Annotated in this window: 14 protein-coding genes; 4 read left to right on the top strand and 10 right to left on the bottom strand. The window is 40.4% G+C overall.

Going from position 1 to position 19,606, the window contains the following annotated elements; all coding sequences use genetic code 11:
* Positions 1-3 precede the first annotated feature (3 nt).
* Positions 4-1,515 carry a sulfatase family protein gene (locus ACFOWS_RS05100; protein ID WP_379762880.1) on the top strand — a complete coding sequence of 504 codons (1,512 nt, stop codon included), beginning with the start codon at positions 4-6 and terminating at the stop codon, positions 1,513-1,515.
* Here the strand turns inward: ACFOWS_RS05100 and ACFOWS_RS05105 are convergent.
* The 9 genes from ACFOWS_RS05105 to ACFOWS_RS05145 all read right to left on the bottom strand — a co-directional run bounded on the left by ACFOWS_RS05105 (position 1,512) and on the right by ACFOWS_RS05145 (position 13,883).
* The gene (locus ACFOWS_RS05105) at positions 1,512-1,835 is read right to left on the bottom strand and encodes an EthD family reductase (RefSeq protein ID WP_379762881.1); all 324 of its coding nucleotides are present in this window, start codon (positions 1,833-1,835) and stop codon (positions 1,512-1,514) included. The two genes, ACFOWS_RS05100 and ACFOWS_RS05105, sit on opposite strands and share 4 nt — an antisense overlap.
* A gap of 25 nt (positions 1,836-1,860) precedes the next feature.
* On the bottom strand, positions 1,861-3,324 hold the full coding sequence (locus ACFOWS_RS05110; RefSeq protein ID WP_379762882.1) for a sulfatase: 1,464 nt from the start codon (positions 3,322-3,324) through the stop codon (positions 1,861-1,863).
* Between the two features lie 50 nt (positions 3,325-3,374).
* Positions 3,375-4,466, bottom strand: coding sequence for a hypothetical protein (locus ACFOWS_RS05115; protein ID WP_379762883.1), 1,092 nt, complete (start codon positions 4,464-4,466; stop codon positions 3,375-3,377).
* A 145-nt stretch (positions 4,467-4,611) separates the two neighbouring features.
* A complete protein-coding gene (locus tag ACFOWS_RS05120) occupies positions 4,612-5,589 on the bottom strand; it encodes an amidohydrolase family protein (RefSeq protein WP_379762884.1) in 978 nt (325 codons plus the stop codon).
* 320 nt (positions 5,590-5,909) lie between these two features.
* Positions 5,910-6,710: a 3-keto-disaccharide hydrolase gene (locus tag ACFOWS_RS05125; RefSeq protein WP_379762885.1), complete on the bottom strand. Its 801-nt coding sequence runs from the start codon at positions 6,708-6,710 to the stop codon at positions 5,910-5,912.
* A gap of 11 nt (positions 6,711-6,721) precedes the next feature.
* Positions 6,722-8,428: a sulfatase gene (locus tag ACFOWS_RS05130; RefSeq protein ID WP_379762886.1), complete on the bottom strand. Its 1,707-nt coding sequence runs from the start codon at positions 8,426-8,428 to the stop codon at positions 6,722-6,724.
* A 27-nt stretch (positions 8,429-8,455) separates the two neighbouring features.
* Positions 8,456-9,994 carry a sulfatase family protein gene (locus ACFOWS_RS05135; RefSeq protein ID WP_379762888.1) on the bottom strand — a complete coding sequence of 513 codons (1,539 nt, stop codon included), beginning with the start codon at positions 9,992-9,994 and terminating at the stop codon, positions 8,456-8,458.
* A gap of 26 nt (positions 9,995-10,020) precedes the next feature.
* Positions 10,021-11,721 carry a hypothetical protein gene (locus ACFOWS_RS05140; protein ID WP_379762889.1) on the bottom strand — a complete coding sequence of 567 codons (1,701 nt, stop codon included), beginning with the start codon at positions 11,719-11,721 and terminating at the stop codon, positions 10,021-10,023.
* Between the two features lie 47 nt (positions 11,722-11,768).
* The gene (locus tag ACFOWS_RS05145) at positions 11,769-13,883 is read right to left on the bottom strand and encodes a DUF5722 domain-containing protein (RefSeq protein ID WP_379762890.1); all 2,115 of its coding nucleotides are present in this window, start codon (positions 13,881-13,883) and stop codon (positions 11,769-11,771) included.
* Between the two features lie 154 nt (positions 13,884-14,037).
* On the opposite strand from ACFOWS_RS05145, the gene ACFOWS_RS05150 reads away from it, so the two are divergent.
* From ACFOWS_RS05150 to ACFOWS_RS05160, 3 genes are read left to right on the top strand one after another with little or no spacing between them, the layout of a single operon-like run.
* Complete coding sequence (locus ACFOWS_RS05150; protein WP_379762891.1) at positions 14,038-15,474, top strand: sulfatase family protein; 1,437 nt, start codon at positions 14,038-14,040, stop codon at positions 15,472-15,474.
* Between the two features lie 6 nt (positions 15,475-15,480).
* Complete coding sequence (locus ACFOWS_RS05155; RefSeq protein ID WP_379762892.1) at positions 15,481-17,157, top strand: TIM barrel protein; 1,677 nt, start codon at positions 15,481-15,483, stop codon at positions 17,155-17,157.
* Positions 17,158-17,176: 19 nt separating this feature from the next.
* Positions 17,177-18,463 carry a class II aldolase/adducin family protein gene (locus ACFOWS_RS05160; RefSeq protein WP_379762893.1) on the top strand — a complete coding sequence of 429 codons (1,287 nt, stop codon included), beginning with the start codon at positions 17,177-17,179 and terminating at the stop codon, positions 18,461-18,463.
* A gap of 3 nt (positions 18,464-18,466) precedes the next feature.
* Here the strand turns inward: ACFOWS_RS05160 and ACFOWS_RS05165 are convergent, their stop codons facing one another.
* Positions 18,467-19,507 (bottom strand): GntR family transcriptional regulator, encoded by a 1,041-nt coding sequence (locus tag ACFOWS_RS05165; protein ID WP_379762894.1) that lies wholly within the window; start codon positions 19,505-19,507, stop codon positions 18,467-18,469.
* Positions 19,508-19,606 lie beyond the last annotated feature (99 nt).

A 19,606-nucleotide genomic window follows, 5' to 3' on the forward strand; every position in this document is an offset into this window, starting at 1 on the left:
GACATGAAAAAAGGATTGTTTTTGTTTGTTTTGGCAACTATTATTGCTCAAATTTCATGTAAAAACCAATCAAGTAAAATCACCCAACAAGAGAACAAACCCAATCTCTTGATTGTACTTTCCGATCAACATAGTTATGATATGCTTGGGGCTTATGGAAACAACCAAGTGATTACACCAAATCTGGACCATTTTGCCTCGGAAGGTATCCGTTTTGACATGGCCTTTTCCAACCAGCCTGTTTGTACACCCTTTAGAGGGATGTTGCTCAGTGGCATGCACCCTTTGAAGAATGGTGCTTTTGTTAACGACAAACCTTTACTGCCCAATAAGACTGAATTACTTGCCGAAGTGTTGAAAGCCAATGGATACCAGACTGCCTATGTTGGAAAGTGGCACCTGCTAGGTGGAAATCGCGATAGGCCCATACCCAGCGAAATGCGCTATGGTTTTGATACTGTACTTACCAATAATTGCCATGTGGATTTTAGGCCCGGAAAAGCATTTTTTTGGAATGCTGAGGGAAGCAAGGAATATTTTGACAAATGGGAGGTTTATGGACAAACGGATCAGGCAATGCAATTGTTGGATAATTTTGATAAGGATAAACCCTTTGCCCTAATTGTCTCTTGGCATCCACCCCATGATTGGGGAAAGTTCAAAGGGGATGACGGGAAAATGCATTACCGGTATGATACTTTAGAAGAACTCATGGAGCTCTATGAAAGGGATTCGATTCAAGTTAGGCCAGATTTGAAGTCCTCACCAGATAGAAGGCGCATGTACCATGGTCATATGGCAATGATTTCAGGTGTTGATAGGGCGTTTGGCCAACTTATGGACAAGCTCGATAAAATTGGAGCGACAGAGAATACACTGACTATATTTTCCGCGGACCATGGCGATATGTTGGAATCTTTCGGAGCGCGCCTTCCCAAACAATACCCTCATGATTATTCTGCCCGCATACCATTGATGATGCGATATCCCCAAAAACTTAAAAAAGGGGCTACAACCAGTTTGCTGATAGGCACCTTGGATTTTATGCCTACCATTCTAGGTTTAATGGACATTGAGACCCAACAAGACTATGACGGTGTAAACCTTGCAACCGCTATTCTAAATGGGGACGAGCATGCACAGCAGTTTATACCCACTTGGGTATATAGGACGGGGGTTAACACAAATGAGGATTGGCGAGGCGTGGTCACCAAAGATTTCTCTTTTGCATATGGTGGTACGGATGAGCCGGATATGTCTTCGTTATCCAACGTGCTTTTTGATAGAAAGAATGATCCGTACCAAAGCAACAATCTTTTCTGGGATACAAATTACGCTCAGGTCAAGGACAGCCTAAAACTGCTAACCCAGAAATGGATGAAGGAGTATGAAGACGCCTTTTACACAGCGAGCGATTTCAAAAGGGTAGAACCCAAAGACGGCTGGGCTCAAAATCGGGTTAAAAGCCCGTTTGAATTGTTTCGGGAAAATCGCAAAGAAGGTGACCTTCCTTAGATCATAACTTCACTTATTTGAAAATAAGGTTGTACGTTGGTGTAATTCTGTATATCGCCCATAATTTCGTTTAAATAGGGTTCAAATGCCTTGTGCATCTCATCCACGGAGTCAAAATATAGGTGTCCCATGGCCATAAAAGGACTCTCTGAGTCTCTTTCAAAAGCACTTACCCCTTTTTCCACGGCAGAGTGTTTCATAGCGTCTCCCAATAGTCTTACCACCATGGGCGTATGGGTATTGCAATAGTATTCCATATTAAAATAGCTGCCTTCTTTTTTTGGGTATAGGGCACTCAGTTTGATCATTCCTTTTTTCATAAATCAAATTCTAATGGGTGTTGTACTATTTTCTAGTCTTTTTGTTCTTTTCGGATGCCATATAGGATAGGTGGCCAGTTGACTCCTTTCCAAGGATTTCATGGCGCACTTTGGGGATTTCTGCCCTATGCATTTCAATTATTTCGCTGTAGACTTGATTGTTGATTTCATTATGCCACTCTTCTGCATCTTTGGTGTGGTCATAAAATTCTTCGGAACCATCATTATATTGAATAAAGCGATAGTTTTCCGATACAATGGCGTAATTACCGGGACCAAAACTGGTTCTTGAATAATGCGGCCAGTCAATTTCAGTATTTTGTAGTAAGGGAATCAGTGAATTTCCTTCATGGCTTGAATCTGGTTCAAGGCTGCACAACTCCAGTAATGTGGGATAAATATCCAATAACTGAACGGGTTTCTTGCATACTTTCCCTTCGGGAATGCCTGGCCCCATGATAATCAAGGGAACCCGTGTGCCGTCTTCCCACAGGCTACGTTTGGCGTGACGTTCTTTTTCACCGATATGGAACCCATGGTCGCTGAACAGAACTACATACGTATTTTCTCCATAAGCCCCTTCATCCAATGCAGTAAGAACGCGCCCTACCTGTTCATCCACAAAGCTTACGCAAGCTAGATAAGATTGCACTAGAGGCTTCCATTCATCATTGTTCAAAACCCATTCGTGGGTGGGGGATACATGCTCTAACCGAGTAATATCTGAACCATAGGATGATATATCCTTCAAATCTCCAGATATTGTTTTTGGAAGCTCAAGTGATTCCAAGGGGTACATATCAAACCATTTTTGAGGGACAAATTGCGGCACGTGTGGGCGGTAAAAACCAACGCCCATCCAGAACGGTTGTTCGCGTTTCCCAGTCAGTTGTTCCTCGGCCCAACCTGCAATTTTATAATCGGGCATTTGGTCATCGCTTTCCGGATAAACACCCCAATCCCAGAGCGGATGTCCGGGAAATGTGCTTATTTTTTCTTTAGGCATTGGGCCAAATCCCCCAAATTGGCCTGCATAATTTGGAATATGTCTCTCATTGATTCCTTCAGCATTATGGAAAAGCTTACCCGCTCCGGAAACATGATACCCTTCCTGTTGAAATCGTTTCGGCATCACTACTGTCTTGTCGGCCATGGGTGATTCCGAAATATCAGGATTCAGAAAATAAATTCCTGTAGTGCTGGGATAGAGTGATGTCATTATGCTGACCCTTGATGGATTACAGACCGGAGCTTGACACTGGGCATTGGTAAATAGCACACCACGACGTGCAAGCTTGTCTATATTAGGGGTTTTGGCTTGTGGATGTCCCCCGAGTGCACCTATCCAATCGTTAAGGTCATCCACTGCAATAAAAAGTACATTCGGTTTGCTGGGGGTGTGTTGTTCTTTCGTCTTTTTGTTAGGGTTGCACCCACCGAATATGCCTAGAAGCACTAGCAGCAGTATAAGTTCTGTTTTCGCGGTCATTGTATAGTACTATTTGTTCTCGTTATCTCTTAAAATTGGTTTACTGGTGACTAATAGCCTGTAATTTCTTTGAGTTTTTTGAAAAAGGCCTTTTTTCTGGTTGAATTGATGCCCCAGTCAACGGGAATACTCTGAAAACCGTCCTCAAACCCTTCGCCACTCATTCTATAGTCAAAATAGCCCCATGATGTATAGGATTCAATGGCTGATTTAAAGTTGTAATCATCCGCATCAAAATTGAAATGGTCATCTTCATTAAACAAGATAGGCTGACCACTATACCCGGTTACGTTTTTAGTTTTTCTCACCATTTTGGTAATCCCCGAAGGTTCATCAACACCATTTCCATGAATGAGAACTAAATCTGAAACTTGCAATACATTTTGTTGGGGAATTACACCACCTCCGTAACTTGTTCCGACCAACAGATTTTCACCTCCTAATTTCTTTGCTCTTTGAACTAGTTCGTGAACTCTTGAACAGGTAAGGATCTCATGATCATAGGGGCCATTGCATTCATTGTTTATTTCAATGAGAATATTTTGGTAGCCCTTTTCGAGAATCCAGCGGGTGATGTTATCCGTTGCATTCAATATTGCTTTTTCATCTTCCAAATATTGATCTTGTCCAAAATAAAAGTACCCCAGTATCACAACCATGCCCAACTCATTGGCCCGGTCTAAAATTTGTGTTAACCGTTTGATGTAAGCAGGACGAAGATTTCCTTTTTCGTCAAAAGTTGAATTGATCCATCCGTGGTTCCCATACCCCAAAGGGCTGCCTCCTTGGAGATTTAAAGAAAAGGCCAAAAGGCCATGTTTTTTCCAATCCTCCATTGCGGAAACAAACTCATCGGTGTTGCGGTCTGCATCCCATTTTTGTGTATCGGGATAACCAAAGTTTTTGACCGTTTCAGGATTTAGGTCATCAAATATCCCTTGAACCATTCTAGAGTTCATCAGAAGCCCCTCAATTTTATTGCCTTCCCAATACCGGTCTTTGTATGTTAGTTCTCCATTGATATAAAATTGGCCATCTTCAATCGTAACCAATGTTTTAGGGTATGTTCGGGAACAATGGGACAGACATCCCATAAACACCATTAATAGAAGTGCCTTGGCTAAAAAATGCGTTTTGTTCATCTTACGTTTTATCATGACAATTAAAGAATAATCAAAGCAAACCATATCCTGCACTGTACCGCTTTTAAACATATTTCGACAAAAGCAAGGTTTAGGGATTGCATGTCATTGTAGATATGGCAGCAGGAAAATAAAAAACCAAAACTCAGACTTTATAAAGATAAGCTGCATTGTCATGAAAAAGTTTTCTTTGTTCGGCAAGAGTTCTGGATTTTACAATGGTCTTCAGGGTATTTACCCATTTTTCTAGACTCATATTATATAGGCAAACGGGCCAATCGCTGGCAAAAATGACTTTGTCATCATCAAAGGAATCAAGGCAGTGTTCAATAGGAGTTCTAAGTAATTCTGCTGAAAGTTCAAATTCACGAACATGAGAAATAATACCAGATATTTTGCAATAGATATTGCTGTAAGAACCAAGGTTTAACATATTCCTTTTCCATGCCTCGGCATCACATCTTGGGGGTCTGGGTCGTTTTACGTTGTTCGGAAAGAAAGCGACAGGGTCCGCATTTCCACAATGGTTTAGAATAAATGTGGTTTCTGGACAGGATTTTACTAAATTTTCAGCTTCTCCTAACCAGGCAGGCAAAATACCCAAATCAAAGGACAGGCCCTGATCTCCCAACCATTGTAAGTTTGCTATGGTTGTTGGTGAAACCATGGCGTCAACTGATGAGAACCTGCACCGTACGCCCTGAATATACCTATTGCCAATAAATTCTTCCAAAAAAGCCCTAAAATTTGCTTCTGAGGGATCTGCGCAGATTACGGCCTTCAGTGTATTATTGTTGGGGTCTTTACATATTTCTTGCGCAAAAAGGGCTTCTTCCATCCTCTGATGGGACGGAACATCAACCTCCATGTAGATGGACTTTACAAAGTTCAGACCTTCGACAGCTTTTTTATATTCTGGAATCAAGAAACTTTGATTGGTGATTGGTGGAACAGGCCATCTTAGTTTGAAACGATTAATATCCCAAAGGTGCTGATGGGTGTCAATGATTGGTATATTCAAATCTTTTTCCAGATTTAATAATTCCATGGCATGGGTGTAAGGTGCTAGAGCGGTCGCCAAAGCAGAATTTGAGGTCTTTTTTAAAAATTTTCTGCGTTTCATACAATTTGATTTTTATTGGCCGTTTTCTACTGTTGCTTGTTTTCAAAATTTGGGCTCTTGCCTGTCAACCCACCCATGTCTGTCAGTATAGGGATTGTTCTTATTTACAGGGCATACATAATCTTTGTGATCAAAACTGTTGTATACTGTTTTAGTATCCTATCGTTCGGCTAAGATTAATCTTTAAGCAGGCTAGTACAGGATAGGTGGTGGTTCGGGTTACATTAATTTTATCCAGAGACAAGTGGATTTTGTTTGAGTTTTTTAGTTGGAGGGCGATTTTTTAAATCGCCCTTTGTTATTTATAACAATGCGATTACTTAATCTGCTATTTCCTTTAATCTAATGTCCCTGAACTCAACCTTCATAGGTGGCCCAACATGTACCTGAACACCTATCTTACCAGACATGGTCCTATTTGTTGTATCATTATCAGTTACATCGCTCATTAAAACGCCATTGACATAATGTTTCATCCTATTGCCATTGACTATTAAATGAACTTGATTCCAATCATCTTTTTTTATGTGCGCGAGCAATGATTCTTTACTGCCCAACGATTTGGTGACTTCCCTATTTTGCCAACAATTTTTTTCAATATTGGCTGCCAAAGAACTTTTTGTTTCGGAATTGCCTAGTGGATTCACATTTACTTTTTCACCTTGATACGCTAAAGTGGTCCTTTTTCTCTCTTCGTAATTTTGCCCGGTATAGTTGTTTTTTCCGTCAATATCAGCTTGGTACCCCCTTAATGCATATGGAATTGAATCTATGGACTCACTCCGATAATTTATTCCACTATTACCGTCTTCACTGATGCGGTATTCCAATTTTAGCTCAAAGTTACTGGGTTCGCCACCCTGCCAAATAATGAACGTATTTTTGCTTAGCAGTGTTTCCGGCGTTATTATGCCAGTGAGGTTGCCATTTTCCACACTCCAGTAAGTAGGGTTACCTTTCCAATCATTTAAGGTTTCACCATCAAAAATGGAAATGAACCCATCATTTTTAGGTAATGACTCTTCAGATTTGGTATTTGTTGGATTATTGTTTTTACATGCAATCAATCCAACCAGTAATGAAATATAAACTACAATCGATGTGGTTTTTACTCGTATCATTTTTTTTACATTTAATTTTTTACCACCAAATATTCGGAGAACATGTCCTTAAATGGTACGTCCCTAACTTCTTCATCAGCCTTATAGTTCTCATTGAAAGTGGGCCAATATCTTTTTTCAATATTGTTTTTAAGCCATTCCATTAAGTTTTCAAACAATTCATTCTTCAAATCGGGCATTTGGGAAGCTAAGTCGTTTTTTTCATAGGGATCTTTCTGTATGTCAAAGAGACGAAGTCTTCCGTACCAATCAAAGATTAATTTATAATCTCCCTTTCTAACGGCAGAATGGGGGGTAAGGGCATACGGCTCATAAGGACTGTTGTAAATGACATTGAACGGATAATGCCAGTAATGGGTTGTTTTGGTGTAGCTTTTGTCAATATTTTTCACATCGGATAAAAGCGGCAAAACACTTTGACCGTCTAGGGAATTTTCTTTGATAAGTGTATTGGTGTCATAGTTTGCAGCATCCAAGAGGGTAGGGTAGATGTCCGTACAATCTACAGGAACATCAACCCATTGCCCGGCTTTGATTTTTCCTTTCCAACGAAATATCAATGGCACCCTGATTCCACCTTCTGTTAAACAGGCCTTTCCTCCTAAAAATGGAGTATTGTCTGTGCCATCTCCCTTTGGGGTTATCTTCGAATCTATACCGCCATTGTCTGACATGAAAACAATCAAAGTGTTTTCTTCCAATCCTGTTTGCTTGAGTTTTTCCATGATCTGTCCAACTGAGCGGTCCATGCTTTTGATCATTGATGCGTAAACTGGGTCTTTGTGGCCGTTCCATCCTTTAGAGGCTTTGCCATCAAAATATTCCACTTCATTTTCTTTTCCTTGGTACGGGGAATGCACTGCGAAGTGGGAAAAATATAAAAAGAAGGGTTCGTTTTTTATGGTGGCTCTTTTCGCTATAAAATTAAGGGCCTGTGCAGTTAAGTCATCCGTAAGATATTCCTCATTTGTTTCCGCTCCAGAATTTCCCATTTCCGATTCAGCCTGTGGCATTTTTGGAAACCGGTTCTTGACTTTATTGTCCCAGTGCTCCTTCCAATTGTAATATACCGAACCACCTGCATCAAACCAGGCTAAAGGCTCAAAACCTTGGTCTTTGGGTTGGTAGCCCTTGGCTCCAAAACCCCCGATATGCCACTTGCCTATGAACGCAGAATGGTAATCCCGGAGCGCCTCCGCCAAGGAAAGTTCATCTCTGCCAGCATCATGCTCAGTTCCTGTTGGCACAGCAGAATTTGAAGTCCCATTGGTCAAAGCCTGCTCAATTAAAATATTGTCCTTATGTTCCAATACATCATGGGCATAATAGCCTTCTGGTGTGGCGAGATTTTGATTGTAATATGTTTCTCGAGGTGGCATTGCAGTAGTAAAACCCAGTCTCCCGGCATATTTTCCTGTCATGATGCTTGCCCGGGTAGGGGAGCACAATTGATTGGCATAAGCTTGGGAGAAAGCGGTGCCTTCATTGATTAAGCGATCAATATTGGGTGTCTCATAAAACATTTTGGATGATTCAATGCCGGTAAATTTTTGGGCATACGCTTGCGAGTCCATAATGCCATAGTCATCGGCAAGGATAAATATGATATTGGGCCTTTGTTCTTCGGTTTCAAGAGATACACTTGTTTCAGTTTTGCTCTTACATGCGGCAAGGAATAAAAATGAAATAAGTATAAGTGTATTGATATTGTTGTCCATTTGGGTGATTTTAGGTTAAAGATTTCCTTATAGTTTACCAGGGTTTGCTTCCCTGAGATCGAGTAATAGTTGTCTATCAGGATTTTCTTTGATGATTCGGTCGTATATCAACTTGGTATTCTCACTATCTCCGGCTTCATGAAGTAATTTATCAAGTTTGACATCCAACTCTGCGATTAATTTAGAATAGTTGGGATCATTCACTAGATTTTTCATTTGGTACGGATCACTTACATTGTCATATAACAACCAAGGACTTTTATCTTCATATCGTACATACGTATATTTTTTGGTTTGTACCCCTCGATAGGTATCCAAACCATTCGCTAAACTGGTGTTGTTCAAATGGGTCAAGTTCATAAGTAAAATGGCATCACGAGTATCCTCTTTTTCTTTTTTGATTATCTCGCTCAAATCGATTCCATCTATTTTGGCGTGTTCAAGTTCTGCCAAACCGAATACGGTAGGCAGAAAATCGATGGGAGAAAGTAAAGCATCAGAAACGGTTTTAGGTTCAATTTCCTGAGGATACCTCAATAGAAAAGGAATTGAAGTTGATTCTAAAAAAGGAGTATTCTTGTCCACAAATTGATGTGACCCTAAATGATCGCCATGATCTGAGGTGACAACAATTATGGTGTTATCAAGGATTTTTTCATTCTCAAGGGTTTTGATCAAGCTACCCAAATAATCATCCAAAGCCAATATGGCCGACAGGTACCCAGCATAGTTTTGTCTAATGTGTTGTACTTCCTTGGCAAATTTTCGGGGGTTATTGTAAGTGTCAATATATGCTTCGGGAATGGTAAAACGAGGATTGTTTTTTAACTCATCAAGAATCTCATGCTCAGCACAATTTTCTCTCAACACCAACTCTTCCGGATTAATTTGGTCCATGTATTCCTGTGGGGCAATGTAGGGTCCGTGGGGAGGTCCCCATGAAAGCGTGAGAAAAAAAGGATTTTCAGTATTTCTGTCTTGAATAAAGTTGATGGCAGATCTGGTTTGTGCATCCGCATCATAACCTTCCCAATATTTAGGCTCTTTGGAATCGTTGTCATAGTAGAGCGATTTAAAATAATCGTGTGTACACTCCAAGGCTTGCCAAAACTCAAAACCCAACCTGCGCCCAGGAGGGATATAAGCCTCCCTTCCAATTCCATTGATGTGCCATTTTCCAATAAATGCCGTTTCGTAACCTTGTTTTTTAGAGGCTTTGGCAAATGAGGGTAAATCTGGGTTTAAAGGATGGTCGTTACATGAAATGCCAGATTTCAAAGGATAAAGTCCTGTCATCAACATTCCCCTAAACGGTGAACAGATGGGATAAGTGCTATAGGCATTAGTGGCTTTAAGGCCTTCCATGGCCAGACGATCAAAATTGGGGGTTTGAATATTGACCCCTCCATAGCAACTTAAATCTTGTGACCGGAGCTGATCAGCAACAATGACCAAAATGTTTGGCTTGGTACTTGCACTCTTTTTTGAATTGTTGTTACGGTCTTCTGATTTGCAGCCAAGCAGAAGAATTAATATGCAAAAACTAATAACGTATAAAGGTTTCATTGGTTGATTTAAAATATGATTGAAGATCATTCAGTATAAATGTAATTCGCCCTCCTGTTTGGCGCATTGTCGCCTGCAGTAAAAAAATCGTAAATACTTTCCAGTTTTGGTGGATTGTCTATCCAGTGGAATTCAAAATTTAAATGGTTATCCTTGGAAAAATGGACTCTTGGTATTGAAAACATCAATTGGTTTTCTTTAACTGTATATGCTGCTTCACCACTTTTTTTCCACCCCTTTTTGGGATGGAATTTTTTGATGGTGGTTTTTCCATCTGCCATCAACTCATGATTTATCAAAAAATCATACCCTTCCCAACCGGTGGACTTGTCACGGTCAGTGTCAATGAACAACAACATCCAGTTTCCATCTTCTGGACTGGTAATGGGATTTAGGGTCTTCGCATAGAAATAAACTTGGTTTTCATCCCTTGCCACTTTGGTTTGCACAATATCGTTCCTTCCTTTAGTATTGATATAGGGCCCGGCGGCACCCTGTTTTTGACTATTCCTGTGAGCGGTGTCGCCAATGTGATCGTAAAAAGTCATTTCCACTGTATTCCATTGATCAAAATCGCCAGCTATATCAATGCTCCTTTTTTCCTCTGGTGCTATTGGTTTGGGCATCCCTTTATACCTTCGAACATTTGCCATCAATTGATAATAATAATTATCGGAATGTCCACCTTTCATGGGTTCTATATCCCTGCTGTATTCCTGATTATATTGATCAATAAAGTATATATCCCCTTCCTTCAGTTTTTTTCCTACTTTACCTAAATGTGCACCCGGATAAAAACTCCACTTCTGAAGATCCTTGCTAATATCCTTTCCCATTTGTTGCCTGCCCGCCGACCACTCATTCCATCCAGTCACAAAAACAAATTCTGGGTCAACCTCCAAGGCTCTATCCCATTGTTCTTGAAAGAACAATCCTTTGTCAGTATCTGGAGTAACATCAAGCATATTGATTTCTGGCTGATGGAAATGATGAAAGCTACGACCAATATTGGATAAAGGATGTTGTGCAGCGGCAACAGGGACCATTTCTTTCTCTTTGGGGTCATTGTGCCAGGCTATGGCTTGTGGAAAATGATCGACCCATGGCCATTCATCCTTACCTTTTTGATCATACCAGGGCAAAGATGTCCATGCCCAGCTTTGTTTTAAATTGAAAAAAGACCGTATTTCTTCTGAAAAAGTTATATCGTTCACTTTATTCCTGCCGGGCATTTCATGCTGTCCATATAATAGGAGCGGTTTTCCCTTCCAATAAAACCAGAGGTCTTGGTACAAGCCTTTGGAATAGAATTCATTCCACAGGGTATTGACCGATATTTCGCTGCCCAAAAAAGCAATGTAAGGCGTTTGCTCCCCTTCTTTTCGCATTGAAGCAAAAACCTCGCATATTTTAAGATAGGTCTCTGGATAGGTTTTGTTATTTGTCACATCCATAATGATGACATCTATACCTGCATCTACCAATTGATACGCATGTTTACGAATGGCCCACGCCTCGTGGTTTAGATAATATCCAATCTCTGGCTCTCCCCAGTAGTGGCTGCCATTGCCCCATTGTGGGTTTTTTGGGTTCTTTTTTAAAATTTCGGTTACGTTGAAGGGACCCGGAGCATCGGTATTGTTGTGCGTCATAAAATAGAACATGCCCACATACCGATTTTCTTTAGGGGCACCGACTTCTTCGAAATCGGGCAATATTCGGCCCAAGGCATCCGTGGCGGTCCAGTTAGGGTTACTAATGTTCGATGAGGATTTTAGTTTTTTTTTTCGATTTTACCCTTGTATCGGATTTCATCCCAACTGTCTATCCCGATCATTGATTTGTATTGGTCGTACACTTCATCTTCTTGTTCCGTTCCGAAGGCTTGATAGACCTTCCAAACGGGTTTTATGCCGCTGGGGTCTTCCTTGTCATCTGGAAAGCGCCTTAATCCAATGCGCAGCCCGCCTTCTTTTCGGTTATCTTGCCAATTGTGATATTGGAAACCATCGATACCGTCCAGATATTTTATTTTTTTCATGGCATAGGCCATACCAGCTGCCTGTTCTTTTAAGTCTTGTTCACTATAGGTAGGTGAGTTGGTACCATTCTCCGAAAGGTAAACGAGGCGTTTCGTCTTTCCTTTAAAAAGTACTTCGGGCTGTTTTACCCATGCATCCAAAACCTCCGTGTTTTTAAAGGTGATAAGTTGTGTGTCAAAATCAAAACTGACTTTTTTGTCCAACCAAGTCTTTGGCTCGCGCAGTGATTCTGGATAGGGGTGATGGGCAATGGCCCACTCAAAGTCACCTTCCTTTTTTGAAAACTGGAGAAGTTGTTCCAAGAGTTCTTTGGAATGGTAGAATTTTGGATTGGAAGTCCAGTTCCAATAATGGGTCAAGGAAATAAATACTTTTGAATTTGGGTTGTATTTACGAGCTATGTTATGGGACATGCGCATGGATTTATGGTAGAGGTCCATGAACACCAAAGGGGTCTTCTCTCCGGCGTTTGTCCAAACCCAGCCTGCATCTACTTCATTGTGGATAATGTAATGGTGTATTCTCCCATATTTTTTATCAGGTCTGCTGTATCTGTCCGCTAAGAAATCCAGAACGGCTGCATAATACTGCACCCCTTCAGGGGTAGTTAGGTTAGGCATGCTGTAGATTCCGGCGGGATCACAGTCTGGATGCTGAAGAATACGGCCTATCTCGGGATCTTTTGCTTTTGAAGCCTTATCCACCAAAAGTATGGCAGAGACCTCTATATCCCTTTCCGCAGTGGTAAGCAGGGTCTTGTCGTAATTCTCCACCTGTTTTTTATCAACATAATATGTCTTGCCCATATATTCAAAAGGCATGTTTTCAGGAGATGGTCCAGAGCGGAAAAAATGGGTGACCCAAATATTCACCGTAGCACTGGTGATTCCCAAATCGTCGAGATCGGAGATGGGTGCCTCTCTGTTGGCGCTATACCCACCAAGCCCTTTCTTGGTGGAAGGTTTTACAAAGGAATAGGTATATTTTGGAGCGATGGAATCCGCGTAACGCGCATGCGAAACCGATAGGTAATCTTCTCCTTTTTTCTGTACAATCATCCATTTTGAAAGTACTCGGTCTTGATCAAATCCATGGCGCTGTATGGTCCGGTCAACAGAAATTTTGAATTTTTCTTTTTCGGATTCCACAGGTACCATGAATTCAAAATTGTCTAATTCCGTGGCGTGTTCATAAGGGCTGATTTCAGCCAAGAATAAATTTCCAGTATTGGCAACCTTTCCCTCTATTTGCACGTTATCATCGGTTACCAAAACATTTGAAATGGAGTTTGGATACTCCTTGTTTAGATAGGATATCAAATTTTTTTCGAGAAGGGCTTCCTGTTTCTTTTGAATTTCCTTTTTGGCTTCCAACTCCTTTTCGCGAGCAGTCTGCGGTCTCAGCACCAAATCTCTGATCTGAATGTTCAATGCTGGGGCAGCGCCAAAATCCAAACGGAGGTAATCCCCTTTTTTGCCCCATTCCTTTAATTCTGTACTTAAATCGATTTTAAATTCCACCCAGCCCTCTGTTGAACCTACGTCCCTCACAATTTTGGGTTTTAGTCCTTCGCGTTCCGGATAAAACCGCAATTCGATAAAATCTACTCCCGTTGGGCAGAAGTATTCAAAAGCCAATCTGTTATGTGATATGTTTACATTAGATGAAAGGGCATTGGTGAATATATGGGGGTCTTTTCCTGTTGTTTCAAGGCTAAACGTTGCGTTTTCCAAAGTTTCAACAGTAATATCATTGACTTTTTGGGTATTCAAGGACAAGGGCGTTTTTAAGTTTTGTGAAAGGATGGTCCAAGGAGAAATCAAAAGAAAGAATAGAAATTTTTGCATTGTATATTTTGTTATCAAAATACTCTAAAACTACCTTGAGATTTTAGGTAAACTATCCTGCTCTATGATGCTGGTTACTTTTTTACATCAGGATAGTGCATGATGACGGTTATGTTCAGCAAGAATACATTTACCATCATTTAATCTATAAACCATGAAATCAAGGTATCCCATTTTAGTATTACTTCTATGGATGACTTCATTGTCTTTTGGTCAGGATAGGCCAAATATCATCCTAATATTCACTGATGACCAAGGGTACGCCGATGTGGGGGCCAATGGCCAAGTAAGTGACATTAAAACCCCGAATCTTGATTTGCTTGCCAAAAACGGAGCAAGAATGACTTCAGGTTATGTGACCGCGCCCCAATGTATTCCTTCAAGAGCTGGATTGTTGACAGGTCGTTACCAACAACGATTCGGTCTTGATCATAATGGACTTATTCCGCTTCCTTTAAGTGAAACCCTGATTGCAGAACGCATGCAGAAAGCAGGTTATGTAACAGGTATGACGGGCAAATGGCATTTAGACCCCAACCACCAATCAAATGAGTGGATTGTTGAGAATTTACCGGAACTCAATCATAAGAAAAAATACCTGCCAGAAGACATTCCTTTTGAAAAGAAAATACCGTATATGAGTTCCAATCGGGGTTTTGACAAAACGTTTCAAGGCTACGGGACTAATTTTTGGGCTACCTATACTTTAGATGGTGATGAAATAGAGGCGCAATGGATAAAACAAGAAGGTTATCGCTTGGATGTACAGACTGATGCCACTGTTGAATTCATAAAAAAGAACAGTGATAAACCCTTTTTCTATTACCTCTCCTATTTTGCTCCCCATGTACCGTTGGAAGCTACCAAAAAATATTTGGACCGGTTTCCTGAAGATATGCCGGTACGCCGTCGTTACTGCTTGGCCATGATGTCGGCAATTGATGATGGTGTCGGCAAAATAAAACAAACCCTTCGAGAAATGGGAGTGGAAGAGAATACAATCATATTTTTTATCAGCGATAACGGTGCTCCTTTAAAAATAACCATGGAAGACAAGCCCATCTCTTTTAAGGGAGGAGCTTGGGATGGTTCTCTAAACACGCCATGGGTAGGTGAAAAGGGAATGCTATCCGAAGGAGGTATCCGAGTACCTTTCATCATCAATTGGCCCAAGGGCATACCAGGGGGGCAAGTTTATGATAAGCCAGTTATCTCCCTTGATGTAGCAGCGACCTGTGTTGCCCTTGCAGGGTTGGGAACAGTGGATGAACTTGATGGCGTTAACCTGATACCGTATTTAAATGGAGAAAAAAAAGAAGATCCGCATGAGGCAATTTATTGGCGTTTTTGGGGCCAGCAGGCTGTTAGAATGGGGAACTATAAATTCTTAAAGGCTGGAGATACGGAGTATCTGTTTGATGTCTCTACTTCAGAACATGAAAACAAAAACCTAATACAGGAATATCCCGAAATGGCCAAAACCATGAGAAAATCCTTGATGGATTGGGATAGTGAACTTAAGAACCCTGTAAGTCCATTCGGTGAAATTGGTAATGAGAATGAATGGTATGAGCATTATTTTAAAAACTAAATAAAAGTGATAAAAGGAAAAAGCATATTAGTTGCATTAGCTACCCTGTCGGTAGTATTGTCCAATGCGCAAGGAATAGAGAAATCGTTGTACGCATTTGATTTTAAAATGGATGGGATGTCAGTGCCTGAACGGTCAAGATTGTTCGCTGAATTGGGCTACAAGGGTGTTACCTTCGCTGTTAAAAATGATGGTCAAAGACAAAAGCTGCTGGAATATCTTGGTTCACCTGAATTTTCATCGGGTAAATTGTCAATCCCAATAGTCTATTTTCCTTTTGACTTTAGCCAAGATTACGCAAGCGAAAGGGAGTTATGGAAAAAGACATTGAATGCCTTGCCCAAAAACGCTTCATTGTGGGTCATTATCCTTGAGCCAAATGCCACCGAACAAAAAGTGATAGCACTATTAAAGGAGATGACCGCTGAGGCTGAAAAACTTGGGAAGGATATTGTGCTCTATCCTCATGATAACACCTTTATTGAATCTGCCGAAGAATCTCTAACATATATTGATGCATTGAATACCAATAATCTGTATACAACGCTCCATTTGTGCCATGAAATGCGTGCGGGCAATGGAAATAGATTGTTGGATGTGGCCATTAAAACAGCTCCGTACGTAAAGTTTGCTTCAATCTCAGGAACAGATGTGACCATGAGGGAAAATGACAAGGCAGACTGGTCCGATGCCATACAGCCATTGGATAAAGGGGATTTTGAGGTGGAGAAATTTGTTTCCGTACTTCAGAAAATCGGATTTAAGGGTAAGACCATACTACATACTTTTGGGATTGAGGAAGAGCCAAAAAACCATTTGTCACGTTCCATGCTCAAGTGGAAAGATATGGTAGAAGCAACATATACCAATTTTAGCAACAACCTTGATCAGATTTTGGATACTCCAGAAAATGCCTACTGGGATACGGGGTCAAAATCCTGGTTTATATCAAACTTGGGTGGTGAAAAGGTTACTATTGAAAAAGATGGCTATGGTTGGATTACCCGTCTCGATGAAAATGGAAATGTTTTAAAAAATAGATGGGTAGAAGGTTTGGATGCGCCCACTGGCATGTCTTCACATGATGGACACTTGTATGTTGCAGATAGAGGGGTATTGGTGAAAATACGCATTGAAGACGGTAAAATTGAAAAAAAAATACCACTTCCTGGATCGCGTTTTGCCAATGATGTCGCAGCCACACCTGAAGGAAATATCTATGTATCTGATACCTATGAAAACAGTATTTATAGAATAGACAATAAAGGGAATGTGGAAATTTTTCTACAAAATGAGGAATTGGAATGTCCCAATGGCTTGTGGGTGGATGGTGATGACCTCATTGTGGCCACTTGGGGCCCAATGACCAATGAGGCTACTTTTGAAACGAGTCGAAAGGGTACTCTGAAGACGGTAAATTTAAAAACAAAAGAGATTGTGGCAGTTGGAAAAGGTTTGCCCATTGCCAATTTTGATGGTGTTGTCAAGTACAAAGGTTTTTATTATGCAACAGATTGGGTTGGTGGAAGACTTCTAAAAATATCCGAAACCGGAAACGTTAACGAAGTTCTGACCGGGTTTGTACAAATGGCCGATTTGGGCATTGATCCAGAAAGAGGCACTTTGCTAATTCCGGAAATGAGTAAAAATAGATTTATCAAGGTTGACTTAGAGTCCTTTTAAACTTTAACAGACGATTCATATGGGAGTTTCCGGTACACATCCAAGCATTTTAATTGCAAATGCATTGGAGCAAATCTATAAATCAAGACTGACCACCACATCAGGCGGCAATATTTCCATCAAAGGAGAAGACAATGTTGTTTGGATCACTCCTGCTGGAGTGGACAAGGGTTCACTATCCAGAAAGGACATCGTTAAAGTAAAGACTAATGGCGATTATGAAGGTAGGCACAAACCTTCATCTGAATTTCCATTTCACGCGGCGATATACAACAAAAGACCTGACATTAAGGCAATTATACATGCACATCCTCCTGCATGTGTTGCTTTTAGCATAGTAGGGCAAATTCCAGACACCACAATCATTCCGCAAGCAAAACAACTTTGTGGTTCGGTAGGTTTTGCACCTTACCGCTTGCCAGGTAGTGAAGCTTTGGGCCAGAGTATAGCTGAAGAATTTCAAAAAGGTTTCAATTCGGTCATCATGGAAAACCATGGTATCGTAATCGGAGGAAGCACCCTTTCAGAGGCATTCATGCGCTTTGAGACACTGGAGTTTTGTGCAAAAACATTGATACGTTCTAAGATGCTCGGTAAGAGTAAATCTCTTAGTAATACGCAATTGGGCGCATTTGAAGCTTTAAAGAATGGTTTTGGAGCCATTCCAGAACACAATCCTTCGGAAGAAGAACTGCTCCTTCGGCATGAAATGGCAAACATCATACAGCGGGCATGTAGGCAAGGGCTTATGGTCAGTTCATTTGGCACAATTTCCCACAGGTTGACCGAAACAGCTTTTTTGATTAATCCTACAAATTCCAACAGAAGGGAAATAACCCCTGGAGATTTGGTGTTTATAGATAAGGAAACAAAAGAGGCTCAAAAAGAGCCCAGTAGGGCAACACCCATGCATCAGGAAATCTACAAAAATCATAAAAACATCAATTGTATAATTTCTACACAATCACCCAACGCAATGGCATTTGCCATTACACATTCAAAAATGGACACGAGAACCATTCCTGAATCGTATGTTCTGTTGGAAGATATACCCTTGCTTCCTTATGGTGATCCATTAAAAAGAGGAGGTGACGCTGTTAAGGTTCTGGGCAAGCACACCCCAATAGGTCTTTTTCAAAACAATTCCATTCTAGTTACAGGATCAAGTCTTTTGGAAGCTTTTGACCGCTTGGAAGTGGCAGAATTCAGTGCAAAGTCTATTATTGACAGTAAGGCACTTGGCGTTGTCAACCCAATTAAAGAAAATGAGATCAAGGACTTAAGGGCGAAATTTTTAAAAGATTAGGGATTATATGGAATTCCTATCTATGAAATTGAATTCATTTTTAAAATTCCCTCCTTTTTTATTTAGAATCCTTTCTGCCGCATGTTGCCCCATTTTAACAAAATTGGTCGATATTACGGTGATGCCCAATAATTCCTTTAGCGGTGTTTCATTATAGGATATTACACCAATTTCTTTGCCTAAAACCAAGTCCTTTTCTCGGATTCTTTTGAGAAGGTTAACCAAATCGTTTTCTTCAATAACAATAAAAAGGTCCCCTTTTTTTAATATCATTTCATCGTATATCTCGTCGTAAATTTCAAAATCGAGATGATGCTGGACACAAAACTTTCTAAAGCCATGTAAGATTCGCTTTGGATAAGGATATACTGATTTTTCTGGATATACCAATACCAATTTGTTGTATCCCAATATTTTTTCAATGCCCTCGTTCAAAGCATTGTAGATATCTTCTTGAAAGTCTTGGTAAATCTGCAAAAAAATGTCCTCTGAAGGTCCTTTATTATTATCAAGGAGCACTAATTTATCTTTAGATATCTTGGCTAACGCTTTTTCAACATCTGGGGTTGTACTGACGTGGTTTAGGCTATCAGTTTTAAAATGGGGCATTACTACATAATAGTCGTAGGCACCAAAATTTTTATTCAAAAGGTTCAGAAAGAGCCCTTCGTCGCAATGGTAAACCTGAAGATCAACATAAGCTTTGGCACCGGCATGTGCTACGAATGAATTGTAAACCTTCATTTTGTAGTTGCTCAACTTATTTATTAAGAACAGGATATTGGTTTTTGCAATCAGAGGCGTTCGGTTCACAAAATATCCCTTTCCCTTGATGGATACAATTACCTTTTGCTCTTTCAAAAGATTATAAGCTTTTTCCACGGTATCCCTGGACAAATAAAATTCCTCGCTCAAGTTGTTAATTGAAGGAAGCTTTTCATCAATTTTAAAATTGTCAGAAGCTATATTCTCAATTATACTGTCAACTATCTGCAAGTATTTTGGTTTACGTGATTTAGGATTTATCTTTATTTGATTGAGCATGGGTTAATTTTTTACGGAAGTAAAAGCATTTCTTAGTTGAAATACAGCAAAAATAGAAAAATAATAAAGTCCCACGGTACAGTACAGGATACCGCCTAC

It is taken from the genome of Flagellimonas marina, assembly GCF_042651185.1.
Taxonomy (GTDB): Bacteria; Bacteroidota; Bacteroidia; order Flavobacteriales; family Flavobacteriaceae; genus Flagellimonas; species Flagellimonas marina.